The sequence below is a fragment of the Nocardioides sp. 31GB23 genome (genome assembly GCF_040012395.1).
In the GTDB taxonomy this organism is placed as follows: domain Bacteria; phylum Actinomycetota; class Actinomycetes; order Propionibacteriales; family Nocardioidaceae; genus Nocardioides; species Nocardioides salarius.
Map to the genome: position 1 here is coordinate 78785 of NZ_JBDYKJ010000001.1, position 22935 is coordinate 101719.

Annotated in this window: 26 protein-coding genes; 8 read left to right on the forward strand and 18 right to left on the reverse strand. The window is 71.5% G+C overall.

Annotated elements, in window-relative coordinates; genetic code table 11:
* Nucleotides 1-3: 3 nt before the first annotated feature.
* From ABKW28_RS00390 to ABKW28_RS00450, 13 genes are all read right to left on the reverse strand, one after another.
* Nucleotides 4-438 (reverse strand): VOC family protein, encoded by a 435-nt coding sequence (locus ABKW28_RS00390; RefSeq protein ID WP_193668896.1) that lies wholly within the window; start codon nt 436-438, stop codon nt 4-6.
* 4 nt (nt 439-442) lie between these two features.
* Nucleotides 443-826, reverse strand: a complete 384-nt coding sequence (locus tag ABKW28_RS00395; protein ID WP_348605565.1) for a VOC family protein — start codon at nt 824-826, stop codon at nt 443-445.
* A gap of 87 nt (nt 827-913) precedes the next feature.
* Nucleotides 914-1441, reverse strand: coding sequence for an ASCH domain-containing protein (locus ABKW28_RS00400; RefSeq protein WP_348605567.1), 528 nt, complete (start codon nt 1439-1441; stop codon nt 914-916).
* A gap of 21 nt (nt 1442-1462) precedes the next feature.
* Complete coding sequence (locus ABKW28_RS00405) at nt 1463-1768, reverse strand: metal-sulfur cluster assembly factor (protein WP_302708296.1); 306 nt, start codon at nt 1766-1768, stop codon at nt 1463-1465.
* Between the two features lie 109 nt (nt 1769-1877).
* Nucleotides 1878-2330 carry a Fe-S cluster assembly sulfur transfer protein SufU gene (gene sufU, locus ABKW28_RS00410; protein ID WP_193668900.1) on the reverse strand — a complete coding sequence of 151 codons (453 nt, stop codon included), beginning with the start codon at nt 2328-2330 and terminating at the stop codon, nt 1878-1880.
* A 21-nt stretch (nt 2331-2351) separates the two neighbouring features.
* The gene (locus tag ABKW28_RS00415; protein ID WP_348605569.1) at nt 2352-3617 is read right to left on the reverse strand and encodes a cysteine desulfurase; all 1266 of its coding nucleotides are present in this window, start codon (nt 3615-3617) and stop codon (nt 2352-2354) included.
* Between the two features lie 64 nt (nt 3618-3681).
* Nucleotides 3682-4440 carry a Fe-S cluster assembly ATPase SufC gene (gene sufC, locus ABKW28_RS00420; RefSeq protein ID WP_193668902.1) on the reverse strand — a complete coding sequence of 253 codons (759 nt, stop codon included), beginning with the start codon at nt 4438-4440 and terminating at the stop codon, nt 3682-3684.
* Nucleotides 4441-4472: 32 nt separating this feature from the next.
* The gene (locus ABKW28_RS00425; RefSeq protein WP_193668903.1) at nt 4473-4808 is read right to left on the reverse strand and encodes a non-heme iron oxygenase ferredoxin subunit; all 336 of its coding nucleotides are present in this window, start codon (nt 4806-4808) and stop codon (nt 4473-4475) included.
* Nucleotides 4805-5992 (reverse strand): Fe-S cluster assembly protein SufD, encoded by a 1188-nt coding sequence (gene sufD, locus ABKW28_RS00430; RefSeq protein WP_348605571.1) that lies wholly within the window; start codon nt 5990-5992, stop codon nt 4805-4807. The genes ABKW28_RS00425 and sufD overlap by 4 nt, the downstream gene beginning before the upstream one ends.
* A gap of 57 nt (nt 5993-6049) precedes the next feature.
* Nucleotides 6050-7468, reverse strand: a complete 1419-nt coding sequence (sufB, locus tag ABKW28_RS00435; protein ID WP_193668905.1) for a Fe-S cluster assembly protein SufB — start codon at nt 7466-7468, stop codon at nt 6050-6052.
* Complete coding sequence (locus ABKW28_RS00440; protein ID WP_193668906.1) at nt 7465-8199, reverse strand: helix-turn-helix domain-containing protein; 735 nt, start codon at nt 8197-8199, stop codon at nt 7465-7467. Before ABKW28_RS00440 ends, sufB begins: the two co-directional genes overlap by 4 nt.
* A 48-nt stretch (nt 8200-8247) precedes the next feature.
* Entirely contained in the window at nt 8248-8646 is a 399-nt protein-coding gene (locus tag ABKW28_RS00445) for a hypothetical protein (RefSeq protein WP_348605573.1), read from the reverse strand.
* Nucleotides 8639-9007 (reverse strand): hypothetical protein, encoded by a 369-nt coding sequence (locus ABKW28_RS00450; protein ID WP_193668908.1) that lies wholly within the window; start codon nt 9005-9007, stop codon nt 8639-8641. The genes ABKW28_RS00445 and ABKW28_RS00450 overlap by 8 nt, the downstream gene beginning before the upstream one ends.
* A gap of 116 nt (nt 9008-9123) precedes the next feature.
* Between ABKW28_RS00450 and ABKW28_RS00455 the strand changes: the two genes are divergently transcribed.
* Genes ABKW28_RS00455 through ABKW28_RS00465 form a run of 3 tightly spaced genes read left to right on the forward strand, consistent with a single transcriptional unit; the run spans nt 9124 to nt 11680 of the window.
* Nucleotides 9124-10029 carry an ABC transporter ATP-binding protein gene (locus ABKW28_RS00455; RefSeq protein ID WP_348605625.1) on the forward strand — a complete coding sequence of 302 codons (906 nt, stop codon included), beginning with the start codon at nt 9124-9126 and terminating at the stop codon, nt 10027-10029.
* Entirely contained in the window at nt 10026-10811 is a 786-nt protein-coding gene (locus ABKW28_RS00460) for an ABC transporter permease (protein WP_348605575.1), read from the forward strand. Before ABKW28_RS00455 ends, ABKW28_RS00460 begins: the two co-directional genes overlap by 4 nt.
* Before the next feature lie 14 nt (nt 10812-10825).
* Complete coding sequence (locus ABKW28_RS00465; protein ID WP_348605577.1) at nt 10826-11680, forward strand: COX15/CtaA family protein; 855 nt, start codon at nt 10826-10828, stop codon at nt 11678-11680.
* Between the two features lie 638 nt (nt 11681-12318).
* Here ABKW28_RS00465 and ABKW28_RS00470 read toward each other — a convergent pair.
* Nucleotides 12319-13248, reverse strand: coding sequence for a heme o synthase (locus ABKW28_RS00470; protein WP_193668950.1), 930 nt, complete (start codon nt 13246-13248; stop codon nt 12319-12321).
* A 125-nt stretch (nt 13249-13373) separates the two neighbouring features.
* Between ABKW28_RS00470 and tkt the strand changes: the two genes are divergently transcribed.
* From tkt to ABKW28_RS00495, 5 genes are all read left to right on the forward strand, one after another.
* Nucleotides 13374-15530, forward strand: a complete 2157-nt coding sequence (gene tkt, locus ABKW28_RS00475; RefSeq protein WP_348605578.1) for a transketolase — start codon at nt 13374-13376, stop codon at nt 15528-15530.
* Nucleotides 15531-15582: 52 nt separating this feature from the next.
* Nucleotides 15583-16689 carry a transaldolase gene (tal, locus tag ABKW28_RS00480; protein ID WP_348605580.1) on the forward strand — a complete coding sequence of 369 codons (1107 nt, stop codon included), beginning with the start codon at nt 15583-15585 and terminating at the stop codon, nt 16687-16689.
* The gene (pgi, locus tag ABKW28_RS00485; protein WP_348605581.1) at nt 16686-18362 is read left to right on the forward strand and encodes a glucose-6-phosphate isomerase; all 1677 of its coding nucleotides are present in this window, start codon (nt 16686-16688) and stop codon (nt 18360-18362) included. Before tal ends, pgi begins: the two co-directional genes overlap by 4 nt.
* Nucleotides 18359-19093 carry a 6-phosphogluconolactonase gene (gene pgl / locus ABKW28_RS00490; RefSeq protein ID WP_348605583.1) on the forward strand — a complete coding sequence of 245 codons (735 nt, stop codon included), beginning with the start codon at nt 18359-18361 and terminating at the stop codon, nt 19091-19093. The genes pgi and pgl overlap by 4 nt, the downstream gene beginning before the upstream one ends.
* 97 nt (nt 19094-19190) lie before the next feature.
* A complete protein-coding gene (locus tag ABKW28_RS00495) occupies nt 19191-20156 on the forward strand; it encodes a hypothetical protein (RefSeq protein ID WP_348605585.1) in 966 nt (321 codons plus the stop codon).
* A gap of 76 nt (nt 20157-20232) precedes the next feature.
* On the opposite strand, the gene ABKW28_RS00500 is transcribed toward ABKW28_RS00495, so the two are convergent.
* Genes ABKW28_RS00500 through ABKW28_RS00515 form a run of 4 tightly spaced genes read right to left on the reverse strand, consistent with a single transcriptional unit; the run spans nt 20233 to nt 22933 of the window.
* A complete protein-coding gene (locus ABKW28_RS00500; protein WP_193670673.1) occupies nt 20233-20592 on the reverse strand; it encodes an RNA polymerase-binding protein RbpA in 360 nt (119 codons plus the stop codon).
* 38 nt (nt 20593-20630) lie between these two features.
* Entirely contained in the window at nt 20631-20861 is a 231-nt protein-coding gene (gene secG, locus ABKW28_RS00505) for a preprotein translocase subunit SecG (RefSeq protein WP_179616650.1), read from the reverse strand.
* Nucleotides 20862-20892: 31 nt separating this feature from the next.
* Nucleotides 20893-21702 (reverse strand): triose-phosphate isomerase, encoded by an 810-nt coding sequence (tpiA, locus tag ABKW28_RS00510; protein ID WP_348605586.1) that lies wholly within the window; start codon nt 21700-21702, stop codon nt 20893-20895.
* A 4-nt stretch (nt 21703-21706) separates the two neighbouring features.
* Nucleotides 21707-22933, reverse strand: coding sequence for a phosphoglycerate kinase (locus tag ABKW28_RS00515; protein WP_348605588.1), 1227 nt, complete (start codon nt 22931-22933; stop codon nt 21707-21709).
* Nucleotides 22934-22935 lie beyond the last annotated feature (2 nt).

Below are 22935 nucleotides of genomic sequence, written 5' to 3' on the forward strand. Positions count from 1 at the left end.
CAGCTAGTCGAGGCAGAACTCGTTGCCCTCGACGTCCTGCATCACCAGGCACGACTCGTCGTGCCCGTCGGCCGGCACCAGGCGCACCCGACGTGCACCGAGCGCCTGGAGACGCGCGCACTCGGCCTCGAGGGCGTCGACGCGCGCCTGGCCGACCAGCCCGGTGCCGACCCGCACGTCGAGGTGCAACCGGTTCTTGACGGTCTTGCCCTCGGGGACACGCTGGAAGAACAACCGCGGGCCGACGCCGGCGGGGTCCTCGCAGGCGAACGCCGACCCCTGTCGCTCCGGCGGCAGCGCCGCGTCGAAGTCGGCCCAGGTGGCGAAGCGCGGCGGTGGCGGCGGGACGACGTAGCCCAGCACCTCGCACCAGAAGCGGGCGACGCGCTCGGGTTCTGCGCAGTCGAAGGTCACCTGGACCTGTTTGACGCCGGTCATCGGATCAGGCGCTCTCCCACAGACCGATGACGTTGCCCTCGCTGTCGCTGAAGTAGGCGGTGAAGCCCATGTCCCCGACGGGCTGCTTGTCGGTCAACCGGGTGCCACCCGCGCTCTCGACGGCACCCAGCGCGTCGTCGACGCTCGCCACGTCGATGACCACGTTGGGACCCTTGCTGGGGATCTCGTCGCCGCGCTTGAACATGCCCCCGTTGATGAAGCCCGGCTCGGTGGGCCCGGTCTCGGGGTCGCTGGGCCCGGTCATCACCATGGTGTAGTCCATCTCGGGCATCGGCACCAGCTGCCAGCCGAAGACGTCGCGGTAGAACCCGCTCGCCCTGTTCCCGTCGTCGAACGGGATCTCGAAGTGCATCACCTTGCCGCTCATGCTGGCCCCCTGGGTCGTCGTCGGACCCTCCAGCACACTCCTGCCCACGGCCACCGTCAAGAGGGTCGCGGACAAGGACCAGGGCGCTCAGTCGCCGGCGTAGACGACCCGGAAGCGCTCGAGCACCAGCAGCATGCTGGGGTCGAACCCGGCCGGGGCGTGCTCGGCGAAGAACCGCTCGTGCTCGGCGCGCCAGTGCTCCAGGCTGCGGTCGCCCTCGCCCTCGAGGTGGGCGTGCTCGGCGCTGACCTCGTCGAAGGGCACGACCCGCACGTCGGTGGTCTCGACGAGGGCGCGCGGGTGCCCCTCGCCGTCGAGCACGATGCCGAGCGTGCCCGCCTCGGGCAGCGGCTCGCCCTCCACCTCGTAGTCGGCGTGCGCGCTCGCCGTCGCGGTCTTCGTGCCCTCCAGCACCAGCGCCAGCAGCGCGTCGGCCTCCTCCGCGGTGGCGCCGAAGGACCACGCCGGGGGCGGCACGACCTCGAGCGTCGTCGGGCCGAAGTACGACGGCGCGGTGTTGAGCTTGGCGTGGAAGCGGGCAAGGTCCCAGAACGACTCGACCGGCCCGCGCCCGAAGTGGGCGGAGCCGGTCGTGTCGGTGCTCGGGTCGGTCATGCACCCCAGCGTAGAGGGGCCTCAGACATTGAAGCCCAGGGCGCGCAGCTGCTCGCGGCCGTCGGGGGTGATCTTGTCGGGGCCCCAGGGCGGCATCCAGACCCAGTTGATGGCCACGTCGTTGACCAGGCCCTCGAGGGCCTGCTCGGTCTGGTCGGTGATGACGTCGGTCAGCGGGCAGGCCGCCGAGGTCAGGGTCATGTCGATGACCAGGTTGGTGTCCTCGTCGACGTGCAGGCCGTAGACCAGGCCCAGGTCGACGACGTTGATGCCGAGCTCGGGGTCGACGACGTCCTTCATCGCCTCCTCGACGTCCTCGATGCTCACCGAGGCGCCGGGGGCGGCAGTGCCGGTCGGGCCGGTGCCGGCCTGCGGGACCTCGGGCAGGTCGCCGTGGTCGACGGTCGAGTCGGCAGCGGTGTCAGGTGCAGTGGTCTCAGCCACGGGATTCCTCCAGGGATCGGGCGGTGGCGTCCTTCCAGGCCATCCACGACAGTAGCGCGCACTTGACGCGCGCAGGGAACTTGGCGACGCCGGCGAAGGCGATGCCGTCCTCCAGCACCTCCTCGTCGGGCTCCACGGTGCCCTTGCCCTGCATCAGGGCCAGGAACTCCTCGTGGATGCTCATCGCCTCGTCGACCGGCTTGCCGATGACGAGATCGGCCATCACCGAGGTGGAGGCCTGGGAGATCGAGCAGCCCACGGAGTCGTAGGACACGTCCTGCACGACGCCGTCGGCGAGGTGGACCCGCAGGGTGATCTCGTCACCGCAGGTCGGGTTCACGTGGTGGACCTCGGCCTCGAAGGGCTCACGCAGGCCCTTGTGGTGCGGGTTCTTGTAGTGGTCCAGGATGATCTCCTGGTACAGCGAGTCGAGCTCGGCGCTCATGGTGCTCCTCCCCTCTGGTGCTCAGTCGAGCTTGAAGTACGAACGGGTGTAGTTCAGCGCGTCCACGAACGCATCGATCTCGGCCGGGGTCGTGTAGAGGTACGACGACATCCGGGTCGAGCTCTGCACGCCGAAGCGGGCGTGCGCCGGACGGGCGCAGTGGTGCCCGGCCCGCACCGCGACCCCGCGCACGTCGAGGACCTGCGAGACGTCGTGCGGGTGCAGGCCCTCGATCTCGAACGAGACCGCTCCCCCGCGCTGGGTGGCGTCGAGCGGGCCCAGCACGCGCAGTCCCTTCACGCTCTGCATGCCCTCGAGGGCGTAGCGCGTGATGGCCTGCTCGTGGGCGTGGATCGCCTCCATGCCCACGGCGCCGAGGTAGTCGACGGCCGCGCCGAGGCCCACGGCCTCGACGATCGGGGGCGTGCCGGCCTCGAACTTGTGCGGGATGCCGGCGTACGTCGACCCCTCCATCCGCACGGTCTCGATCATCTCGCCGCCACCGAGGAACGGCGGCAGCTGCTCGAGCACCTCACGGCTGCCCCACAGCACGCCGATGCCGGTGGGCCCGACGACCTTGTGGCCGGTGAAGGCGACCAGGTCGGGCCGCTCGGCCTCGGGCATGGCTGCCAGGTCGATCGGCAGCTGGGGCGCGGCCTGCGAGGCGTCGACGACCACCAGGGCGCCCACCTCGTGGGCGCGCCGGGTGATCTCGGCGATCGGGTTGATCGTGCCGAGCATGTTGGAGACCCAGGTCAGGGTCACCACCTTGGTGCGCTCGGTGATCAGCTCGTCGACCTGGGACAGGTCGAGGTGGCCCTCGTCGGTGAAGGTGAACCACTTCAGCTCAGCGCCGCTGCGCTCGGCCAGCATCTGCCACGGCACGATGTTGGAGTGGTGCTCCATCTCCGTGGTGACCACGACGTCGCCCTCGCCCACGCGGCGCGGACCGGCCCACAGCAGCGTGTTGGCGACCAGGTTGAGCGCCTCGGAGGCGTTCTTGGTGAAGATCACCTCGTCGCGGCTGGGGGCGCCGATGAAGGCCGCCACCTTGTCGCGGCCGGCCTCGAACGCCTCGGACGCCTCGGCGCCGAGCTGGTGCATCGCCCGGGCCACGTTGGCGTTGTGGTGCTCGAGGTGGTCGACCATCGCGTCGATCACGCACTGCGGCTTCTGCGAGGTGTTCGCGCTGTCGAGGTAGACCAGCGGGCGACCGTCGGCGAGGGTGCGCTCGAGGATCGGGAAGTCCTTGCGGATCACCTCGAGGTCGGGCAGGAGGCCCTTCATCTGGTCATCTCCTCAGGTCGGTCGGCGCTGGTCGTGGTGCGGGTCGCTGCTGGGCCGGGGTCGCTCAGACCTTGGCGGGCAGGTACTTGTCGTAGCCCTCGGATTCAAGCTGCTCGGCGAGCTCGGGGCCGCCCTGCTCGGCGACCTTGCCGTCGACGAAGACGTGGACGTAGTCGGGCTCGATGTAGCGCAGGATGCGGGTGTAGTGGGTGATCAGCAGGACACCCTTGCCCTCGCCCTCGCGGAAGCGGTTCACGCCGTCGGAGACGACCTTGAGCGCGTCGATGTCGAGGCCGGAGTCGGTCTCGTCGAGGATCGCGACCTTGGGGTCGAGCAGCTCGAGCTGCGCGATCTCGTGGCGCTTCTTCTCGCCACCGGAGAAGCCCTCGTTGACCGAGCGCTGGGTGAAGGTGGCGTCGAGGTTCATCCGCGACATGGCGGCGTTGACGTCCTTGACCCAGGTGCGCAGCTTGGGGGCCTCGCCGTCGACCGCGGTCTTGGCGGTGCGCATGAAGTTGGAGACCGAGACGCCGGGCACCTCGACGGGGTACTGCATGGCCAGGAAGAGCCCGGCGCGGGCGCGCTCGTCGACCGACATGGCCAGCACGTCCTCGCCGTCGAGGGTCACGGTGCCGCCGGTGACGTCGTACTTGGGGTGCCCGGCGATCGAGTAGGCCAGGGTGGACTTGCCCGAGCCGTTGGGGCCCATGATCGCGTGCGTCTCGCCGTCCTTGATGGTCAGCGTCACGCCCTTGAGGATCTCCTTGGGGCCGTCGTCGGTGCTGACGGAGACCTTGAGGTCCTTGATCTCGAGGGTGCTCATGTGTGTCTCTCTTTCTGGGTGGAGAAGAAGTCTCAGGAGGGGGTCACGCCGTTGAGCGTGCTGGCCACGTCGACGTACACGTCGCCGTCACGGACCTCCACGGGGAAGGTCGAGACGGGCTCGGTGGCCGGGAGGCCGGTGGGCTTGCCGCTGCGCAGGTCGAAGCACGAGCCGTGCAGCCAGCACTCGATGACGCCACCGGCCACCTCGCCCTCGCTGAGGGCGACAGCGGCGTGGGAGCACAGGTCCTGCAGCGCGAAGACGTCGTCGCCGTCTCGGGCCACGACCACGGTGACGTCGCCGACCTGGACCGCGAGGCCCTCGTCGGCGGGCACCTCGTCGAGGCTGCAGGCGCGCTCGAGGCTCATGCGGTGGCCGGGCGGTAGCCCTTGAGCACGTTCTTGGCGAGCTCGTCCTCGACCGTGGCGGTGATCTGCTCCTCGAGGGAGGGCACCCCCACCTTGCGGATCAGGTCGTTGAAGAAGCCGTGCAGCACCAGGCGGCGGGCCTCCTCGTCGGAGACGCCGCGGCTGCGCAGGTAGAACAGCTGCTCGTCGTCGAAGCGCGCGGTGGCCGAGGCGTGCCCGGCACCCTCGATCTCGCCGGTCTCGATCTCGAGGTTGGGCACCGAGTCGGCCTGGCAGCCGTCGGTGAGCACCAGGTTGCGGTTCTCCTCGTAGGTCTCGATGCCCTCGGCCACGGGACGGATCAGCACGTTGCCGATCCACACCGTGTGCGCACCCTGGCCCTGCAGCGCGCCCTTGTAGAGGACGTTCGACTTGGTCTTGGGGGCGTTGTGGTCGGCGAAGAGCCGGTGCTCGAGGTGCTGGCCCTCGTCGGCGAAGTAGAGGCCGAAGAGCTCGGCCTCGCCACCGGGGGCGTCGTACTCGACGTTGGCGTGCAGACGCACCACGTCGCCACCGAAGCTGATGGAGGTGTGGCGCACCGAGGCGTCGCGGCCCACGCGGATCGCGTCGCGACCCAGGTGCACGGCGTCGTCGTCCCAGTCCTGCAGGGTCAGCACGTTGACCTGGGCACCGTCGCCGACGACCACCGAGGTGGTCGCGCTGTAGCGCGCCGAGCCGGTGTGCACCAGCACGACGGTGGCCTTGCTGTGCGCACCGAAGCGCAGCACGTGGTGGCCCCACACGACGTCGTCGACCGACTCGCCGTGCAGGCGCAGCACCACGGGCTCGTCGACCTCGAGGTCGGCGGGCACGTCGAGCAGCACCGCCGAGGCCGCGTTGGCCACCGCGAGGGCGGAGGGCCGGTCGTTGGGGGCCAGCTCACCGATCTCGCGCGCCGTGGCGGCGTCGATCTCGCTGAGCGTGACCCCCACGGGGATCTCGGTGGTCCAGGTCAGCGCCGACGAGGAGGCCTCGCCGTCGAGGAGGCCGCGCAGCCGCTTGAGCGGGGTGAAGCGCCACACCTCCTCGCGCCCGGTCGGCACGGGGTGGTCGGCCAGGTCGTAGGAGGGCGGCGGGTTCAGGTGGGAGTTCACCCGGTCGACCTCGAGGGCGGAGGCCACGCTCTCGCGGGCGGCGTCAGTCACGGTCACAGTCAGTGATTGCTTTCTTGGTGCGGTGGTGGGCAGGGACGACGGCGGCGATCAGCCGACCGCGCCCTCCATCTGCAGCTCGATGAGGCGGTTGAGCTCGAGGGCGTACTCCATCGGGAGCTCCTTGGCGATCGGCTCGACGAAGCCGCGCACGATCATCGCCATCGCCTCGTCCTCCTCCATGCCTCGCGACATGAGGTAGAAGAGCTGGTCGTCGGAGACCTTCGAGACGCTCGCCTCGTGGCCCATCGACACGTCGTCCTCGCGGATGTCGACGTAGGGGTAGGTGTCGGAACGGCTGATCTGGTCGACCAGGAGCGCGTCGCAGAGCACGTTGGACTTCGAGCCGTGCGCGCCCTCGTTGACCTGGATCAGGCCGCGGTACGACGTGCGCCCACCGCCGCGGGCCACCGACTTGCTCAGGATCGAGCTGGAGGTGTGCGGGGCGGCGTGCACCATCTTGGCGCCGGCGTCCTGGTGCTGGCCCTCGCCGGCGAAGGCGATGGACAGGGTCTCGCCCTTGGCGTGCTCGCCCATCAGGTAGATGGCCGGGTACTTCATGGTCACCTTCGAGCCGATGTTGCCGTCGACCCACTCCATCGTGGCGCCGGCCTCGCAGGTCGCGCGCTTGGTGACGAGGTTGTAGACGTTGTTCGACCAGTTCTGGATGGTCGTGTAGCGGCAGCGCCCGCCCTTCTTCACGATGATCTCCACGACCGCGGAGTGCAGCGAGTCGGAGGAGTAGATCGGCGCGGTGCAGCCCTCGACGTAGTGCACGTAGGCGCCCTCGTCGACGATGATCAGGGTCCGCTCGAACTGGCCCATGTTCTCGGTGTTGATCCGGAAGTAGGCCTGCAGCGGGATGTCGACGTGCACGCCCGGCGGCACGTAGATGAACGAGCCGCCCGACCACACCGAGGTGTTCAGCGCGGAGAACTTGTTGTCACCGACGGGGATGACGGTGCCGAAGTACTCCTGGAACAGCTCGGGCTGCTCCTTGAGCGCGGTGTCGGTGTCGAGGAAGAGCACGCCCTGCTCCTCGAGGTCCTCGCGGATCGAGTGGTAGACGACCTCCGACTCGTACTGGGCCGCGACGCCGGAGACCAGGCGCTGCTTCTCGGCCTCGGGGATGCCGAGCTTGTCGTAGGTGTTCTTGATGTCCTCGGGCAGGTCGTCCCAGGTGGCGGCCTGCTTCTCCGAGGAGCGCACGAAGTACTTGATGTTGTCGAAGTCGATGCCCGACAGGTCCGAGCCCCAGGTGGGCATGGGCTTGCGGTCGAAGAGCTTGAGGCCCTTCAGGCGCAGGTCGAGCATCCACTGCGGCTCGGACTTCTTGGCCGAGATGTCGCGCACCACGGCCTCGTTCAGCCCACGGGTGGCGTTGGCGCCGGCGTCGTCGGAGTCGGCCCAGCCGAACTCGTAGCGACCGATGCCCTGCAGCTCGGGGTTGAGCTCTTCGATGGAGGTCATGAGGTGACCGACTCCTTCTCGTTGCGGGTCGTGGGACGGTTCGTGCGCCGAGTCGTGCTGCCCGGCAGGTCGGGGATGCAGGTGGTGCAGACGCCGTCGCCGTGGGCGATGGTCGCCAGTCGCTGCACGTGGTGGTCGAGCACGCGGCTGATCGCCTCGGTCTCGGCCTCGCACAGCTGGGGGAACTCATGGGCCACGTGGGAGACCGGGCAGTGCTGCTGACACAGCTGCTCCCCCACGCTCGACGCCCCCGGACCGTGCCCGGGCAGCTCGCGCACCGAGGCGGCGTACCCCTCCTCGGTGAAGAGCTGCGCGAGCACCTCGGCCTTGCTGAGCTCGGGGTGCTCGGCCGCGGTCCTCTCGAAGCGCTCTTCTATGAACGCCACGCGCCGGTTGGCGAATTCCCGGACGGCGGCGCCGCCCCCGGTCTCGGCCAGGAAGCGCAGCGCCTGCACGGCGAGGTCGTCGTACTGCTGGTCGAACCCGTCGCGCCCGCGCTCGGTGAGCGCGAACTCCTTGGCGGGGCGCCCTCGTCCGCGGGCCGCGCTCGAGCGGGGCTCGCGGGCCTCCACGCTGCCGTCCTCGACCAGGGAGTCGAGGTGGCGGCGTACGGCGGCCGGGGTCAGGTCGAGCCGCTCGGCCAGCGCCGCGGCGGTGGAGGGGCCGTCGACCATGATCGAGCGCGCGACGCGCTGGCGCGTCGGCTCGTCGGTCGTCCGGATGAATTCCACAACATCAGTGTGCCGTTATTGCTCCGGGCCCTTCAAGCAAGGCCACCCTTACCCCGCGGCGGAGGGTGACGTGCGTCTCAGCCACGCCAGGCCGAGGAAGGGCAGCACCAGGGGCAGGAAGGCGTAGCCCTGGCCGAAGTGCGACCAGACCGTCTTGTCGGGGAACAGGTCGCTCGCCGTGTAGGAGAGCACCCCGACGACGACCACCCCCGCCGCCTCGACCGAGCAGGCGACGAGGCCGACGCGCCGCGCACGCGGCGTGCTGCGCAGCAGGCTGGCGGTGGCGACGAGGTAGAGCACGGCGGCCAGGAGCGAGAGCGAGTAGGCCAGCGGCGCCTCCTCGGGCTGCCCGAGCAGCTGCACGGCCGAGCGGCCGGTCGCGGCGACGCCCAGGACGCCGTACACGGCCACGAGCACGCGCCCGGGGCCGCTGGCGAGCTCAGGCACCCGCGCCGGCCCACAGCGAGTCGAGGCGCACCTGCATGGCGGCCACGGTCAGCAGCGCGACCAGCAGCACCAGCGTGCCCCACCGGCTGCGCTCGACCAGCGCCAGCGCCGCGCCCACCGGCACCACGAGCACGGCGGTGAGCAGGTAGGCCACGAACGTGGGCCCGTCGACGTCGGCCTCGGTGCCGGCCAGGGCCACCAGGCCCACCACGGCCTGCACCAGGAGCACCACCAGCAGCAGTCCGAGCAGCAGGAAGTAGGGGTCGCCCGGCGGGGACTCGTCACGCACGAGCATCACGACGGTGGCCACCACGGCGACCCCGGTCAGCACCAGCACCAGAGCCATGAGCCACACGTTCACGCCGCTCAGCCTAGGGGTGCACCAGGCGACTCCCGCGCCCTCCCTACACTTCTGGGGTGCCACCGAACCCCGCGCGTCACGCCGACGCCCCTGCCGTGGCGATCGAGGGACTGGCGATGCGGTACGCCGGCAAGCCGGCCGTCGACGACCTGTCGCTGCAGGTCGCGCGCGGATCGATCACCGCGGTCCTGGGCCCCAACGGCGCCGGCAAGACCACGACGCTCGAGACCTGCGAGGGCTACCGGCGGCCCCAGGAGGGGCGGGTGCGGGTGCTGGGCCTCGACCCCGTCCGCGAGCGCCGCGAGCTGCTGCCGCGCATCGGCGTGATGCTGCAGGGCGGCGGTGCCTGGAGCGGGGTGCGGGCCGAGGAGATGCTGCGCCACGTCGCGGCGTTGCACGCCCACCCCGTCGACCACGACCTGCTGGTCGAGCGGCTCGGCCTGGCCGAGTGCGGCCGGACCCCCTACCGCCGGCTCTCCGGCGGCCAGCAGCAGCGCCTCGGCCTCGCGATGGCGCTGGTCGGGCGCCCCGAGATCGTCTTCGTCGACGAGCCGACCGCAGGCATGGACCCGCAGGCGCGGCGTACGACGTGGGAGCTGCTGGAGGAGCTGCGCGGCGACGGGGTGACCGTCGTGCTGACCACGCACTACATGGACGAGGCCGAGCGCCTGGCCGACACCGTGCACATCATCGACCACGGCCGGCTGATCGCGTCGGGCTCGCCGCTCGAGCTGACCCGGGGCGGGAGCGTCTCGACGATCCGGCTGGTCGTGACCCGCCCGTTCCCGCCGGGTGCGCCCGAGTCGCTGACCGCCGCGCTCGGCCCCGGCACCAGCGTGACCCTGCTCGACTCGCTGAGCCTGCTGGTCACCGGCCCCGCCGACGCCTCCACCCTGGCCCGCGTCTCGCGCTGGTGCGAGGAGCAGGGCGTGCTGCCCGAGTCGCTGACCCTGGGCACCCGCAGCCTCGAGGACGTCTTCCTGCAGCTGACCGGTCGCGAGCTCGAGGAGCACGCCTCGTGAGCACGGTCGCGAACGGCACCTTCACCCCGCGCCCCGGCGGCGCGCCGCTGCACCGGCAGGTGGTGGCCCAGGCCCGGATGGAGGCCCGGCTGATGCTGCGCAACGGCGAGCAGCTGCTGCTCGCCGTGGTGATCCCGGTCATCGTGCTCGTCGGCGCCGTCGCCGGCTCCGCCCGCGTCGGCCTCGACCTCGACGGTCGTCCCGTCGACGTCTTCACCCCGGGCGTGCTCGCCCTCGCGGTGATGTCGACGGCGTTCACGTCGTTGGCCATCGCCACCGGCTTCGAGCGTCGCTACGGGGTCATCAAGCGTCTCGGCTCCTCTCCCCTGCCCCGCACCGGCCTGCTGGCCGGCAAGGTGCTGGCGCTGCTGCTGGTCGAGCTGCTGCAGCTCGTCGTCGTCGGCGGCGTGGCCCTGCTGCTCGGCTGGTCGCCCGCGGCCTCGGCCGCTGCCGTGGCCGGAGCCGTGGCCACCGCGGCGCTCGGCACCGCCGCCTTCGCGGCGCTGGGCCTCTTCGTCGCGGGGGTGCTGCGCGCCGAGGCCACGCTGGCCGCGGCCAACCTCGTCTACCTCCTGCTGCTCGCCGGCGGCGCGGTCGTGCTGCCCGCGACGGCGTACGGCGGCTTCGGCGAGGTGGTGCGCTGGCTGCCCTCGGGGGCGCTGGGCGGCGGGATGCGGGACGCCCTGATCGACGGCCAGGTGGCGCTGCTGCCCCTGGCGGTGCTCGCGGGGTGGGCGGCCCTGGGCACCGTGCTGACCGCCCGCACCTTCAAGTGGGAGTGAGGACCGTGCCAGACGTGCACACCATCCGCCTGCGGCAGGCACGCTGGGCCGGCTGGGCCTCGGTGGTCGCCAACATCGGCATCGTGGTGACCGGCGGCGCGGTGCGCCTGACCGGCTCGGGGCTCGGCTGCCCGACCTGGCCGCGGTGCACCGACGAGTCGTTCCGGCCGCACGGCGAGCTCGAGTTCCACTCCGCGATCGAGTTCGGCAACCGGCTGCTGACCTTCGTGCTGGTCGCCGTGGCCGTGCTGCTCTTCGTGGCGGCGCTGCGCACCCGTCGACGCGACCTGGTGCGCCTCTCCGTGGTGCTCGGGCTCGGCATCCCGGCGCAGGCCGTCATCGGCGGCATCACCGTGCTGACCGAGCTGAACTCCTGGATCGTCTCGCTGCACCTGCTGCTGTCGCTGGGCCTGGTCGCGCTCTCCGTCCGCTTCCTGCAGGTCCTCGACCGACCGGTGCCTCCCGCCCGCGGACCCGCCGTGGCGCTGGCCTGGGGTGTGCTCGCCACCGCCTGGGTCGTCTTCTACCTCGGCACGATCGTCACCGGCGCCGGACCGCACGCCGGCGACGCCGCCACCGAGCGCAACGGCCTCGACCCGGCCCAGTGGAGCCAGCTGCACGCCGACGCGGTCTTCCTGCTGCTGGGCCTGACCGTCGGGCTCGTCGTGACCCTGCTCGTCCAGCGCGCCCCCCGCCCCGCGGTGCAGGCGGCGCTGGTCCTGCTCGGCATCGAGCTCGGGCAGGGCCTGATCGGCTTCGTGCAGTACTTCACCGACCTGCCGGTCCTGCTCGTCGGCCTGCACCTCCTCGGCGCCGCCGTCCTCTCCGCCAGCGTCACCTGGACCCTCCTGCGCGTGCGCCACCCCTGACCCCCGTAGGTCGAGCAGCGGGGCCACCGCCGTAGGTCGAGCAGCAAGGCCACCGCCGTTGGTCGAGCAGCGAGGCCACCGCCGTTGGTCGAGCAGCGAGGGCCGAAGGCTCGAGCGACGCCGAGACCCAGCAACCACCCGGCGTACGGCGAGCGTGCACCTCACCCGGTCTCGGCGACGCTCCTCGCTGGCGCTCGTCACTGCTCGACCAACGGTGGCCACCGCCGTTGGTCGAGCAGCGAGGGCCGAAGGCTCGAGCGACGCCGAGACCCCGTGACCCCATGGCGTACGACGCGTGGGCACGTCACCCGGTCTCGGCGACGCTCCTCGCTGGCGCTCGTCACTGCTCGACCAACGACCACCGCCGCAGTGGTCACAAACGACAAGCACTCAGCCCCCGGCAGAGTCGTCTGTGACCACTCCACACGCCGCGAGCACCCGTTGGTCGAGCAGCGAGGGCCGAAGGCTCGAGCGACGCCGAGACCCCGCGACCACCCGGCGTACGGCGAGTGGATCACTCACCCGGTCTCGACGACGCTCCTCGCTGGCGCTCGTCACTGCTCGACCAACGGAGGCGACGCTCCTCGCTGGCGCTCGTCACTGCTCGACCAACGACCACCGCCGTACGCCGCGGCCGCTCAGCCGAGCAACAGAGGGTCGAGGGCGACGGCGACGAAGAGGAGGGAGAGGTAGAGGTTGGAGGAGTGGAAGAGCCGCATCGGCTGGATGGTGGCCAGGTCGTCGGCGGACTTGGTGCGCCCCCACATGCGGTGCGCCTCCACCAGGAAGACCGCGCCCAGCACGGTCGCCACGACCGGGTAGACCGGACCGGTTCCGGCCACCGGCCACAGCAGCAGCGAAGTGGCGACCATCACCCACGAGTAGAGGACGATCTGGCGCCCGACCTCGCGGGCCGGGGCGACGACGGGCAGCATCGGCACGTCGACGTTGGCGTAGTCCTCGCGGTAGCGCAGCGCCAGCGCCCAGGTGTGCGGCGGCGTCCAGAAGAAGACGACCATGAAGAGCACCACGGGGGTCCAGGCCAGCTCGCCGGTCACGGCCGTCCAGCCGATCAGGGCCGGGAAGCAGCCGGCGAGGCCGCCCCACACGATGTTCTGGGTGGTGCGCCGCTTGAGCACCATCGTGTAGCCGAAGACGTAGAAGGCCTCGGCGGCGACGGCGAGCAGCGCCGACAGCGGGTTGACCCACACGTAGAGCACCACGACCGAGGCCACGCCCAGCACCAGGCCGAAGACCATGGCGGCGCGGGCGCTGACGATGTGGCGCGGCAGCGCCCGTCGTCGGGTGCGCCGCATCTGCTCGTCGATGTCACGGTCGTAGACGCAGTTGAAGACCGACGCCGAGCCGGCCGAGAAGGTGCCGCCCACGACGGTGGCCAGCACCAGGCCCAGGGGCGGGACGCCGCGAGCGGCGAAGAACATCACCGGCACCGTGGTCAGCAGCAGCAGCTCGATGACCCGCGGTTTCGTCAGCCCCACGTACGCCGCCACCACGTCACGGAACCGGGCGGGACCGGGACCACCGCTCGCCGTCGCGTCGTCGTGCAGGGCGTCAGCGGCCGACTGGCCGGCGTGGGTCACGAAGGGTCCTCGATGTGCAGACGGGTGAGGTGAGGTGGTGCGGATGAGAGTCTACTGCCCGTCATCGGTAGGCTCGGAATCGCCTGGGCCCGATGTCTGTTGGACCCCGTGGCCCCCGAAATAGGACTTCAGTCAGCCCCGGAAGGAACCCCGTGACCTCTCCCGCCTCCCTCGAGTGGACCGACACCGACCAGCTCGCCGTGGACACTGCCCGCGTGCTGGCCATGGACGCCGTCGAGAAGGCCGGCAACGGGCACCCCGGCACGGCCATGAGCCTCGCGCCGGCGGCGTACCTGCTCTTCCAGAAGGTGATGCGGCACAACCCCGCCGACCCCGACTGGGCCGGTCGCGACCGGTTCGTGCTCTCCGCCGGCCACAGCTCCATCACCCTCTACACCCAGCTCTTCCTCGGAGGCTGGGGCCTGGAGATCGAGGACCTGCAGGCGTTGCGCCAGTGGGGCTCGAAGACCCCGGGTCACCCGGAGCACGGCCACACCCCCGGTGTGGAGACCACCACCGGCCCGCTCGGCCAGGGCGTCGCCAACGCCGTGGGCATGGCGATGGCCGCCCGCCGCGAGCGCGGCCTGCTCGACCCCGCGGCCGGCGACGGCGCCTCGGTCTTCGACCACCGCGTCTTCGCGATCTGCAGCGACGGCGACATCGAGGAGGGCGTCAGCGCCGAGGCCTCCGCCCTGGCCGCGGTGCAGAACCTCGGCAACCTCACGGTCATCTACGACGCCAACCAGATCTCGATCGAGGACGACACCGACATCGCCCTGAGCGAGGACGTGGCGGCGCGTTACGAGGCGTACGGCTGGCACGTGCAGACCGTCGACTGGACCAACGGCGGCAACGACTACGTCGAGGACGTCCAGGAGCTGCACGACGCGATCGCGGCCGCCGAGACCGTCACCGACAAGCCCAGCTTCATCGTGCTCAAGACGATCATCGCCTGGCCCGCCCCCAACGCGCGCAACACCGGGGCCTCGCACGGCTCGGCCCTGGGCGCCGAGGAGGTCGCGGCCACCAAGGAGCTGCTCGGCTTCGACCCCGAGCAGGTCTTCCAGCTCAAGGCGGGCGTCCTGGAGCACACCCGCGGCGCCGTCGAGCGCGGCAAGGCCGCCCAGGACGCCTGGGAGCAGGACTTCCGCGCCTGGGCCGAGGCCAACCCCGAGGGGGCGGCCGTCTTCGAGCGGGTGCGCACCCGCAGCCTGCCCGACGGCTGGGACGCCGACCTGCCCTCCTTCCCCGCCGGCAAGGACGTCGCCACCCGCAAGGCCTCCGGCGCGGTCATCAACGCCATCGCGGCGAAGGTGCCCGAGATGTGGGGCGGCTCGGCCGACCTCGCCGGCTCCAACAACACCACCATCGAGGACGCCCCGTCCTTCATCCCCGCGGAGCGCTCCACCGACTCCTGGAAGGGCGACCCCTACGCCGGCCGCGTGCTGCACTTCGGCATCCGCGAGCACGCGATGGGCTCGATCATGAACGGCATCGCCCTGCACGGCGGCACCCGTGTCTTCGGCGGCACCTTCCTGACGTTCTCCGACTACATGCGCCCCGCCGTGCGCCTGGCGGCCCTGATGGGCCTGCCGGTCACCTACGTGTGGACCCACGACTCGATCGGGCTCGGCGAGGACGGACCGACCCACCAGCCGGTCGAGCACCTGGCCGCGCTGCGTGCCATCCCCGGGCTCGACGTGGTGCGCCCCGGTGACGCCAACGAGGTCGCCGCCTGCTGGGCGCACATCATGCGCACCACCGACCGGCCGGCCGGTCTCGCGCTCTCGCGCCAGAACCTGCCGGTCTTCCCGCGCGGCGAGGACGGCTTCGCCGACACCTCCGAGGTGCACCGCGGCGGCTACGTGCTGGTCGACGCCGAGGGCGGCGAGCCCGACGTGATCCTCGTCGGCACCGGCTCCGAGCTACAGCTGGCCGTCGAGGCCCGCGCCACGCTGGCCGAGCAGGGCGTGCGCGCCCGCGTCGTGTCCATGCCGTGCCGCGAGTGGTTCGACGCCCAGGAGGAGGCCTACCGCCAGCGCGTGCTGCCCGCCACCGTCAAGGCCCGCGTGGCCGTCGAGGCCGGCGTGGCGCTCGGCTGGCGCGAGGTCGTCGGCGACCAGGGCCGCATCGTCTCCATCGAGACCTACGGCGCCTCCGCCGAGTACGCACGCATCTACACCGAGTACGGCATCACGGCCCAGGCCATCGTCGACGCGGCCAAGGACTCCCTGTCCGCCGCCGGCTGAGCCCCACGCCGCCGTACCCCGCCCAGACAGCACCGCACACCAGGAGGAACACATGAGTGACCATCTGAAGGACCTGTCCGACGCCGGTGTCTCCATCTGGCTCGACGACCTCTCCCGCGAGCGCATCGAGACCGGCAACCTGGCCGAGCTCGTGGCCGCCAAGCACGTCGTCGGCGTGACCACCAACCCGACCATCTTCGCCGGCGCCATCGCCGACGGCGAGCGCTACGACGAGCAGGTACGACGCCTGGTCGCCGACGGCAAGGACGTCGACGAGGTGATCCTCGAGCTCACCACCGAGGACGTGCGCAACGCGTGCGACGTGCTCGAGCCGACCGCCCAGGCCACCAAGCACGACGGCAAGGTCTCGATCGAGGTCGAGCCCGACCTGGCCAACGACACCGAGGGCACCATGGCCTCGGCCCGGGCGCTGTGGAAGGCCGTGGACCGCTCCAACGTGCTGATCAAGATCCCGGCCACGCTCGAGGGGCTGCCGGCGATCACCACGGCGATCTCGGAGGGCATCAGCGTCAACGTGACCCTGATCTTCGGCATCACCCGCTACCAGGACGTGATGGAGGCCTACCTCGCCGGGCTCGAGCGGGCCCACGAGGCCGGCATCGACCTCTCCACCATCGACTCGGTCGCCTCCTTCTTCGTCTCGCGCGTCGACTCCGAGGTCGACAAGCGGCTGGAGGCGATCGGCACCGACGAGGCGCTCGAGCTGCGCGGCAAGGCCGCGGTCGCCAACGCGCGCCTGGCCTACGCGGCGTACGAGGAGGTCGTCGCCAGCGAGCGGTGGCAGCGCCTGGCCGCGGCCGGAGCCAACCCGCAGCGGCCGCTGTGGGCCTCCACCGGGGTCAAGAACCCCGACTACTCCGACACCATGTACGTCACCGACCTCGTGGTTGCCGACACCGTCAACACGATGCCGGAGAAGACCCTCGAGGCCGTCGCCGACCACGCCGACGTGCAGGGCGACAAGGTCACCGGCACCGCCGACGAGGCCGGCGCGACCATCGAGCGGATCCGCGACGTGGGCGTCGACTGGAACGACGTCATCCTGGCTCTCGAGACCGAGGGCGTCGACAAGTTCAAGAAGTCGTGGACCGAGCTCGTCGAGACGGTGCAGGGCCAGATGGAGAAGGTCACGCGATGACCTCGGCGGCGTCCCACGACCCTCGATCGACGGACGCCTGGGGCCGGTTGGCGGCCCACGCCACCGGGTTCGACCCGGACCTGCGGGCGTGGTTCGCCGACGACCCCGACCGTGCGGCTCGCCTGACGCACACCGTGGGCGACCTGCACGTCGACCTGTCGAAGAACCTGCTCGACGACACGGTCCTCGACCAGCTGCTCGCGCTGGCCGAGCAGACCGGCGTGGAGGCACGCCGCGACGCGATGATGGCGGGCGAGCGGGTCAACGTGACCGAGGACCGCGCCGTCCTGCACACGGCGCTGCGTCTGCCCCGGGACGCCGAGCTGGTCGTCGACGGCCAGGACGTCGTCGCCGACGTGCACGAGGTCCTCGACCGGGTCTACGCCTTCGCCGAGAAGGTGCGCTCCGGCGAGTGGCGCGGGGCGACCGGCGAGCCGGTGCGGACCGTGGTCAACATCGGCATCGGCGGCTCCGACCTCGGTCCGGTGATGGCCTACGAGTCGCTGCGGCCCTACGCCCACGACCGGGTCGAGTGCCGCTTCATCAGCAACATCGACCCGAGCGACGCCGCGATGACGCTGGAGGGGCTGGACCCCGCGACGACGCTGTTCATCGTCTCCAGCAAGACCTTCGGCACCCTCGAGACGCTGACCAACGCCCGGCTGTGCCGGGCCTGGCTGCTCGACGGGCTCGGCCCGGACGTCGACCGTGCCGACGCCGTGGCCCGCCACTTCGTCGCGGTCTCGACCGCGCTCGACAAGGTCGCCGACTTCGGGATCGACCCGGCCAACGCCTTCGGCTTCTGGGACTGGGTCGGGGGCCGCTACTCGCTCGACTCGGCCATCGGCACCTCGCTGGTCATCGCCATCGGGCCCGAACGGTTCGCCGAGCTGCTGGCCGGCATGCACGCCGTCGACGAGCACTTCCGCACCGCCGAGCCCGCGGCCAACGTGCCGCTGCTGATGGGGCTGCTGAACATCTGGTACACGACCTTCATGGGTGCCGAGACCCACGCCGTGCTGCCCTACGCGCAGCTGCTGCACCGCTTCCCGGCGTACCTGCAGCAGCTGACGATGGAGTCGAACGGCAAGGGGGTGCGCTGGGACGGCACCGAGGTGACCACCGGCACCGGCGAGGTCTTCTGGGGCGAGCCCGGCACCAACGGCCAGCACGCGTTCTACCAGCTCATCCACCAGGGCACCCGGCTGGTGCCGGCCGACTTCATCGCGGTCGCCGAGCCCGCGCACCCGCTGCGTGACGGAGACCAGGACGTGCACGAGCTCCTCCTGGCCAACTTCTTCGCCCAGACCCGGGCGCTGGCCTTCGGCAAGACCGCCGACGAGGTGCGCGTCGAGGGCACCCACGAGGCCGTCGTGCCGGCCCGCGTCTTCGAGGGCAACCGGCCCACGACCTCGATCATGGCACCGGCGCTGACGCCGTCGGTGCTGGGCCAGCTGGTCGCGCTCTACGAGCACATCACCTTCACCCAGGGCGTGGTCTGGGGCATCGACAGCTTCGACCAGTGGGGCGTCGAGCTCGGCAAGCAGCTCGCCCAGGAGGTCGGTCCCGCCGTCGCCGGCGACGCCGACGCACTGGCCGACCAGGACGCCTCGACCCGCTCGCTCATCGAGTACTACCGCGCCCACCGGCGTACGACGGACGGAGCCCGATGACCACCGAACCGCTGATCGAGGTCCACGACGACGCGGCCGCCCTGGCCACCGCCGTGGCCGGCGAGCTGCTGGTGCGGATCGCCGACGCGCAGAGCGCCGGCCGGGTGCCCGCTGTCGTGCTGACGGGCGGTTCGATCGCCGACGCCGTGCACGCCGAGGTGGCGCGCCTGGGCACCTCGGGCGAGGTCGACTGGTCGCGCGTGGCGCTGTGGTGGGGCGACGAGCGGTTCGTGGCATCGGGTTCGGAGGACCGCAACGCGGGGCAGGCCCGAGCGGCGTTCATCGACGCGCTGGGCGTGCCGGCCGAGCACGTGCACGAGGTGCCCTCCAGCGACGACGTCGCCTCGGCCGAGGAGGCCGCCGAGCGGTACGCCGCCGAGCTCGCCGAGCACGGCGCCGACGGCTTCGAGGTGCTGATGCTGGGCGTGGGCCCCGACGGCCACGTGGCCTCGCTCTTCCCCGGCTTCGACGAGCTCGAGGAGCAGGAGCGGGCGGTCGTGGCGGTGCACGACTCCCCCAAGCCCCCGTCCGACCGGGTCACCCTCACCTTCCCGACGCTGGCCCGGGCGCGCAGCACCTGGTTCCTGGTCAGCGGCGAGGCGAAGGCCGACGCCGTGGCCCGGGCCCTCTCCCCCGCCACCACCACCCCGGCCCAGACCCCGGCCAGCGTCCCGCGGGGCCAGGTGGAGACCACCTGGTTCCTCGACCGCCCCGCCGCCTCCCACCTCTGACCCGCGAGCCGGCTGGTTTGAACCGGCCGACTCGCGGTTGTCCACAGGTAGCGGGAGCGCCAGGTTGTGACGACGTACGGCGGGCAGCCTCCGGTCCATGGACATCAAGGACATGCTTGAGGCACGTGTGGTCGACCCGGCGCTCGGACTCCCCAGCGTGGAACCGTTCGCCGTCGCTCGCGCCACTGAAGCAGGACTGACCCGACGGCAGCTGGCCGACCTCGTCGACCACGGAGTCTTTCGCCGTGTCGTCAAGGGCGTGCTGGTTGCCGCATCGGCACCGGACGACGTCGCAACCCGAGGTGCCGCCCTGCGCCTGGTGGCTCCACCGGACGCGGTGGTGACCGACCGGCATGCCGCCTGGTTGCACGGCGCCGAAGGCGCGCTGGCACCCGGCGAGCACCTCGCGCTCCAACCGCTGAGCGTCGTGCTGCCACCCGGCAGAGGCCGCCTGCGCAACACGATCTCCGACGGCGGCGAGCGCGAGCTCGCACCTCGTGACATCACGTCAGTCCACGGGCTGAGGGTGACCACCGCCCTGCGCACGGCCCACGACCTGGGGCGCCGTCGTTGGCCGGACGAGGCGCTGGCGGGAGTGGACTCCCTCCACCGGGTGCCCGGGTTCGACCACGACGCCTTCGTCGCAGGCATCGAGCGCTATGCGGGGCGGCGCTGGATCCGGACCTTGCGGGCGGTCGGGCCGCTGGCAGACGGGCGCGCCGAGTCACCGGCGGAGTCCATCCTCCGGTTGCGCTGCCACGAGTGCCGCGTCCCGGTGGTGCCGCAGTACGAGCTGTGGCACGACGGTGTCCACGTCGCGCGCTTCGACATGGCGGTCCCCGAGCTCAAGGTCGCCTTCGAGTACGACGGCGAGGAGTGGCACTCGACCCCGGAACAGCGTGAGCGGGACCGCCGACGCCGCGAGGCTGCCGCGCGCCTGGGGTGGATCATCGTGGTCCTGCGGAAGGAGCACCTCTTCGGACAGGTCCGGTCCGCCGAGACGATGATCCGTGCGGGCTACGCCCAGGCCCGCGAGCGCGCGGGTCTGTCGCGGCACTGGTGACGCGAGTCGGCTCGTTCGAACCAGCCGACTCGCGAGTCGGCTCGTTCAGACCAGCCGGGTCGGGACCCCGTTCGCGTCAGAAGATCAGGTCGCCGGACTTGCGGCGGCTGCGCAGCAGCTTGAGGGCCTCGGTGAGGATCTCGGCGGCCTCCTCGTCGGAGCGCCGCTCCTTCACGTAGGCCAGGTGCGTCTTGTAGGGCTCGTTCTTGGGGGCCGCGGGCGGGTTCTCGGCGTCCATGCTGGCCGGGAGGCCGCACTTGGGGCAGTCCCACGACTCGGGGACCTTCGCCTCGATCGAGAAGGCCACCACCGAGCGGTGCTCGCGGCCGCAGAAGTAGGTCACGGTCTGGCGCGGCGCGGCCTGGCCACGCTCCGCCTCGCCCATCGGTCCGGCGCCGACGCGGCTGCCCCGGATCGCACTTCCTCCACCAGCCACGAGCTCTCCTTCAACGACGGTCGAACAGGACGGACGGGTCAGTAGGCGAGCAGGAGACCCATCGAGATGACGGTGGCGAACCAGATCACGCCGATGCCGACCGTGAGCCGGTCGAGGTTGCGCTCCGCGATCGAGGAGCCGCCGAGCGAGCTCGAGACGCCGCCACCGAACATGTCGGAGAGACCGCCGCCCCGACCCTTGTGCAGCAGCACGAGCAGGATCATCAGGGAGCTGGTGAGGACGAGGATGATGGTGAGGAACGTTTCCACGGTCGCGAAGCCTACGTCACGGGTCCGACGGTCACAGGACCGGCATGTCGTAGAACCGGCAGATCCCGCCGAACTCCTCGGCCTGCAGGCTCGCACCGCCCACCAGGGCACCGTCGACGTCGTCCTTGGCCATGATCCCCGCGACGTTGGCGGCCTTGACCGAGCCGCCGTACAGCACCCGCACGCCGTCGGCGGCCTCGTCGCCCAGCGTCGAGCGGACGTGCCCGCGGATGGCCGCACACACCTCCTGGGCGTCGTCGGGCGTGGCGACCTCGCCGGTGCCGATGGCCCACACCGGCTCGTAGGCGACCACGAGGCCCGCGACCTGCTCGGCGCTGAAGCCCGCCAGGGAGCCCTGCACCTGGGCCAGGCAGTACGCCACGTGCTCGCCGGCCCGGCGGGTCTCGAGGCCCTCGCCGACGCAGACGATCGGGGTCATCCCGGCCTCGAGCGCGCGGTGCGCCTTGGCGCTGACCAGCTCGTCGCTCTCGCCGTGGTGCTCACGGCGCTCGGAGTGGCCCACCACGACGTAGGAGCAGCCGAGCTTGGCGAGCATGCCGGCGGAGATCTCGCCCGTGTAGGCGCCCGACTCGTGCACGGAGACGTCCTGGGCGCCGTAGCGCACCGGCAGCCGGTCACCGTCGACCAGGGTCTGCACGGAGCGCAGGTCGGTGAAGGGCGGCACCACGACGACCTCGGCCTTGGCGTGGTCGTGCTTCTTGTCCTTGAGCACCCAGGCGAGCTTCTGGACCAGCACCACCGCCTCCTGGTGGTTCAGGTTCATCTTCCAGTTGCCGGCCATCAGCGGGGTGCGCCCGGCGGCGGGGGTGGTGCGAGCCATGTGGTCAGTCCTCCAGGACGTCGATGCCGGGGAGGTCCTTGCCCTCGAGGTACTCGAGGGAGGCCCCACCGCCGGTGGAGATGTGGCCGAACGCGTCCTCGTCGAAGCCGAGCGCGCGCACGGCCGCGGCCGAGTCGCCGCCACCGACGACCGAGAGGCCGTCGATGCCGGTCAGCGCCTGCGCGACCGCACGGGTGCCGTCGGAGAACGCGGGGACCTCGAAGACGCCCATCGGCCCGTTCCAGAAGACGGTCCGGGCGTCGGCCAGGGCCGCGGCGAAGTCGGCGCCGGCGGCCGGACCGATGTCGAGGCCCAGGCAGTCGGCCGGGATCTGGGTGGCCGGGACCACGCGCGGCTCGGGCTCGCGCTCGCCCGAGGGGAACGCGCTGTCGACGACGACGTCGCCGGGCAGCAGGATCTGCACGCCCGAGGCCTCGGCGCGCTCGAGGTAGGCCCGGCAGGTGTCGAGCTGGTCCTCCTCGAGCAGGCTCTGACCGACCTCGTGGCCCTGGGCCTTGAGGAAGGTGAAGACCATCCCGCCGCCGATGAGCAGCTTGTCGGCCTTGCCGAGCAGGTTGTCGATGACGCCGAGCTTGTCGGAGACCTTCGAGCCGCCCAGGACGACCACGTAGGGCCGCTCGGGCGTCTGCGTCAGCCGGCGCAGCACCTCGATCTCGGTGGCCACCAGACCGCCCATGGCGTGCGGGAGGCGCTTGGCCACGTCGTACACCGAGGCCTGCTTGCGGTGCACGACGCCGAAGCCGTCGGAGACGAAGACGTCGGCGAGCTCGGCGAGCCGGGCCGCGAAGTCCTCGCGCTCGGCGTCGTCCTTGCTCGTCTCGGCGGCGTTGAAGCGCACGTTCTCCAGCAGCGCGACCTGACCGTCCTCGAGGCCGGCCACGCTCTCGTGGGCCGACTCCCCCACGGTGTCGCGGGCGAAGGCCACGTCACGGCCCAGCAGCTCGCCCAGGCGGGCGGCCACCGGCGCGAGCGAGTACGCCGGGTCGGGGGCGCCCTGGGGACGTCCGAGGTGGGCGGTGACCACCACCCGCGCCCCGGCCTCGGCCAGGGCGCGGATGGTGGGCACGCTCGCGCGGATGCGCCCGTCGTCGGTGATCACCCGCGCGTCGGCGGGCCCGTCGAGCGGGACGTTGAGGTCGGAGCGGACCAGCACCCGCTTGCCCTCGACCCCCTGCGCCAGGAGCTGGGCGAGGTCAGTGTGCGAAGCCACCG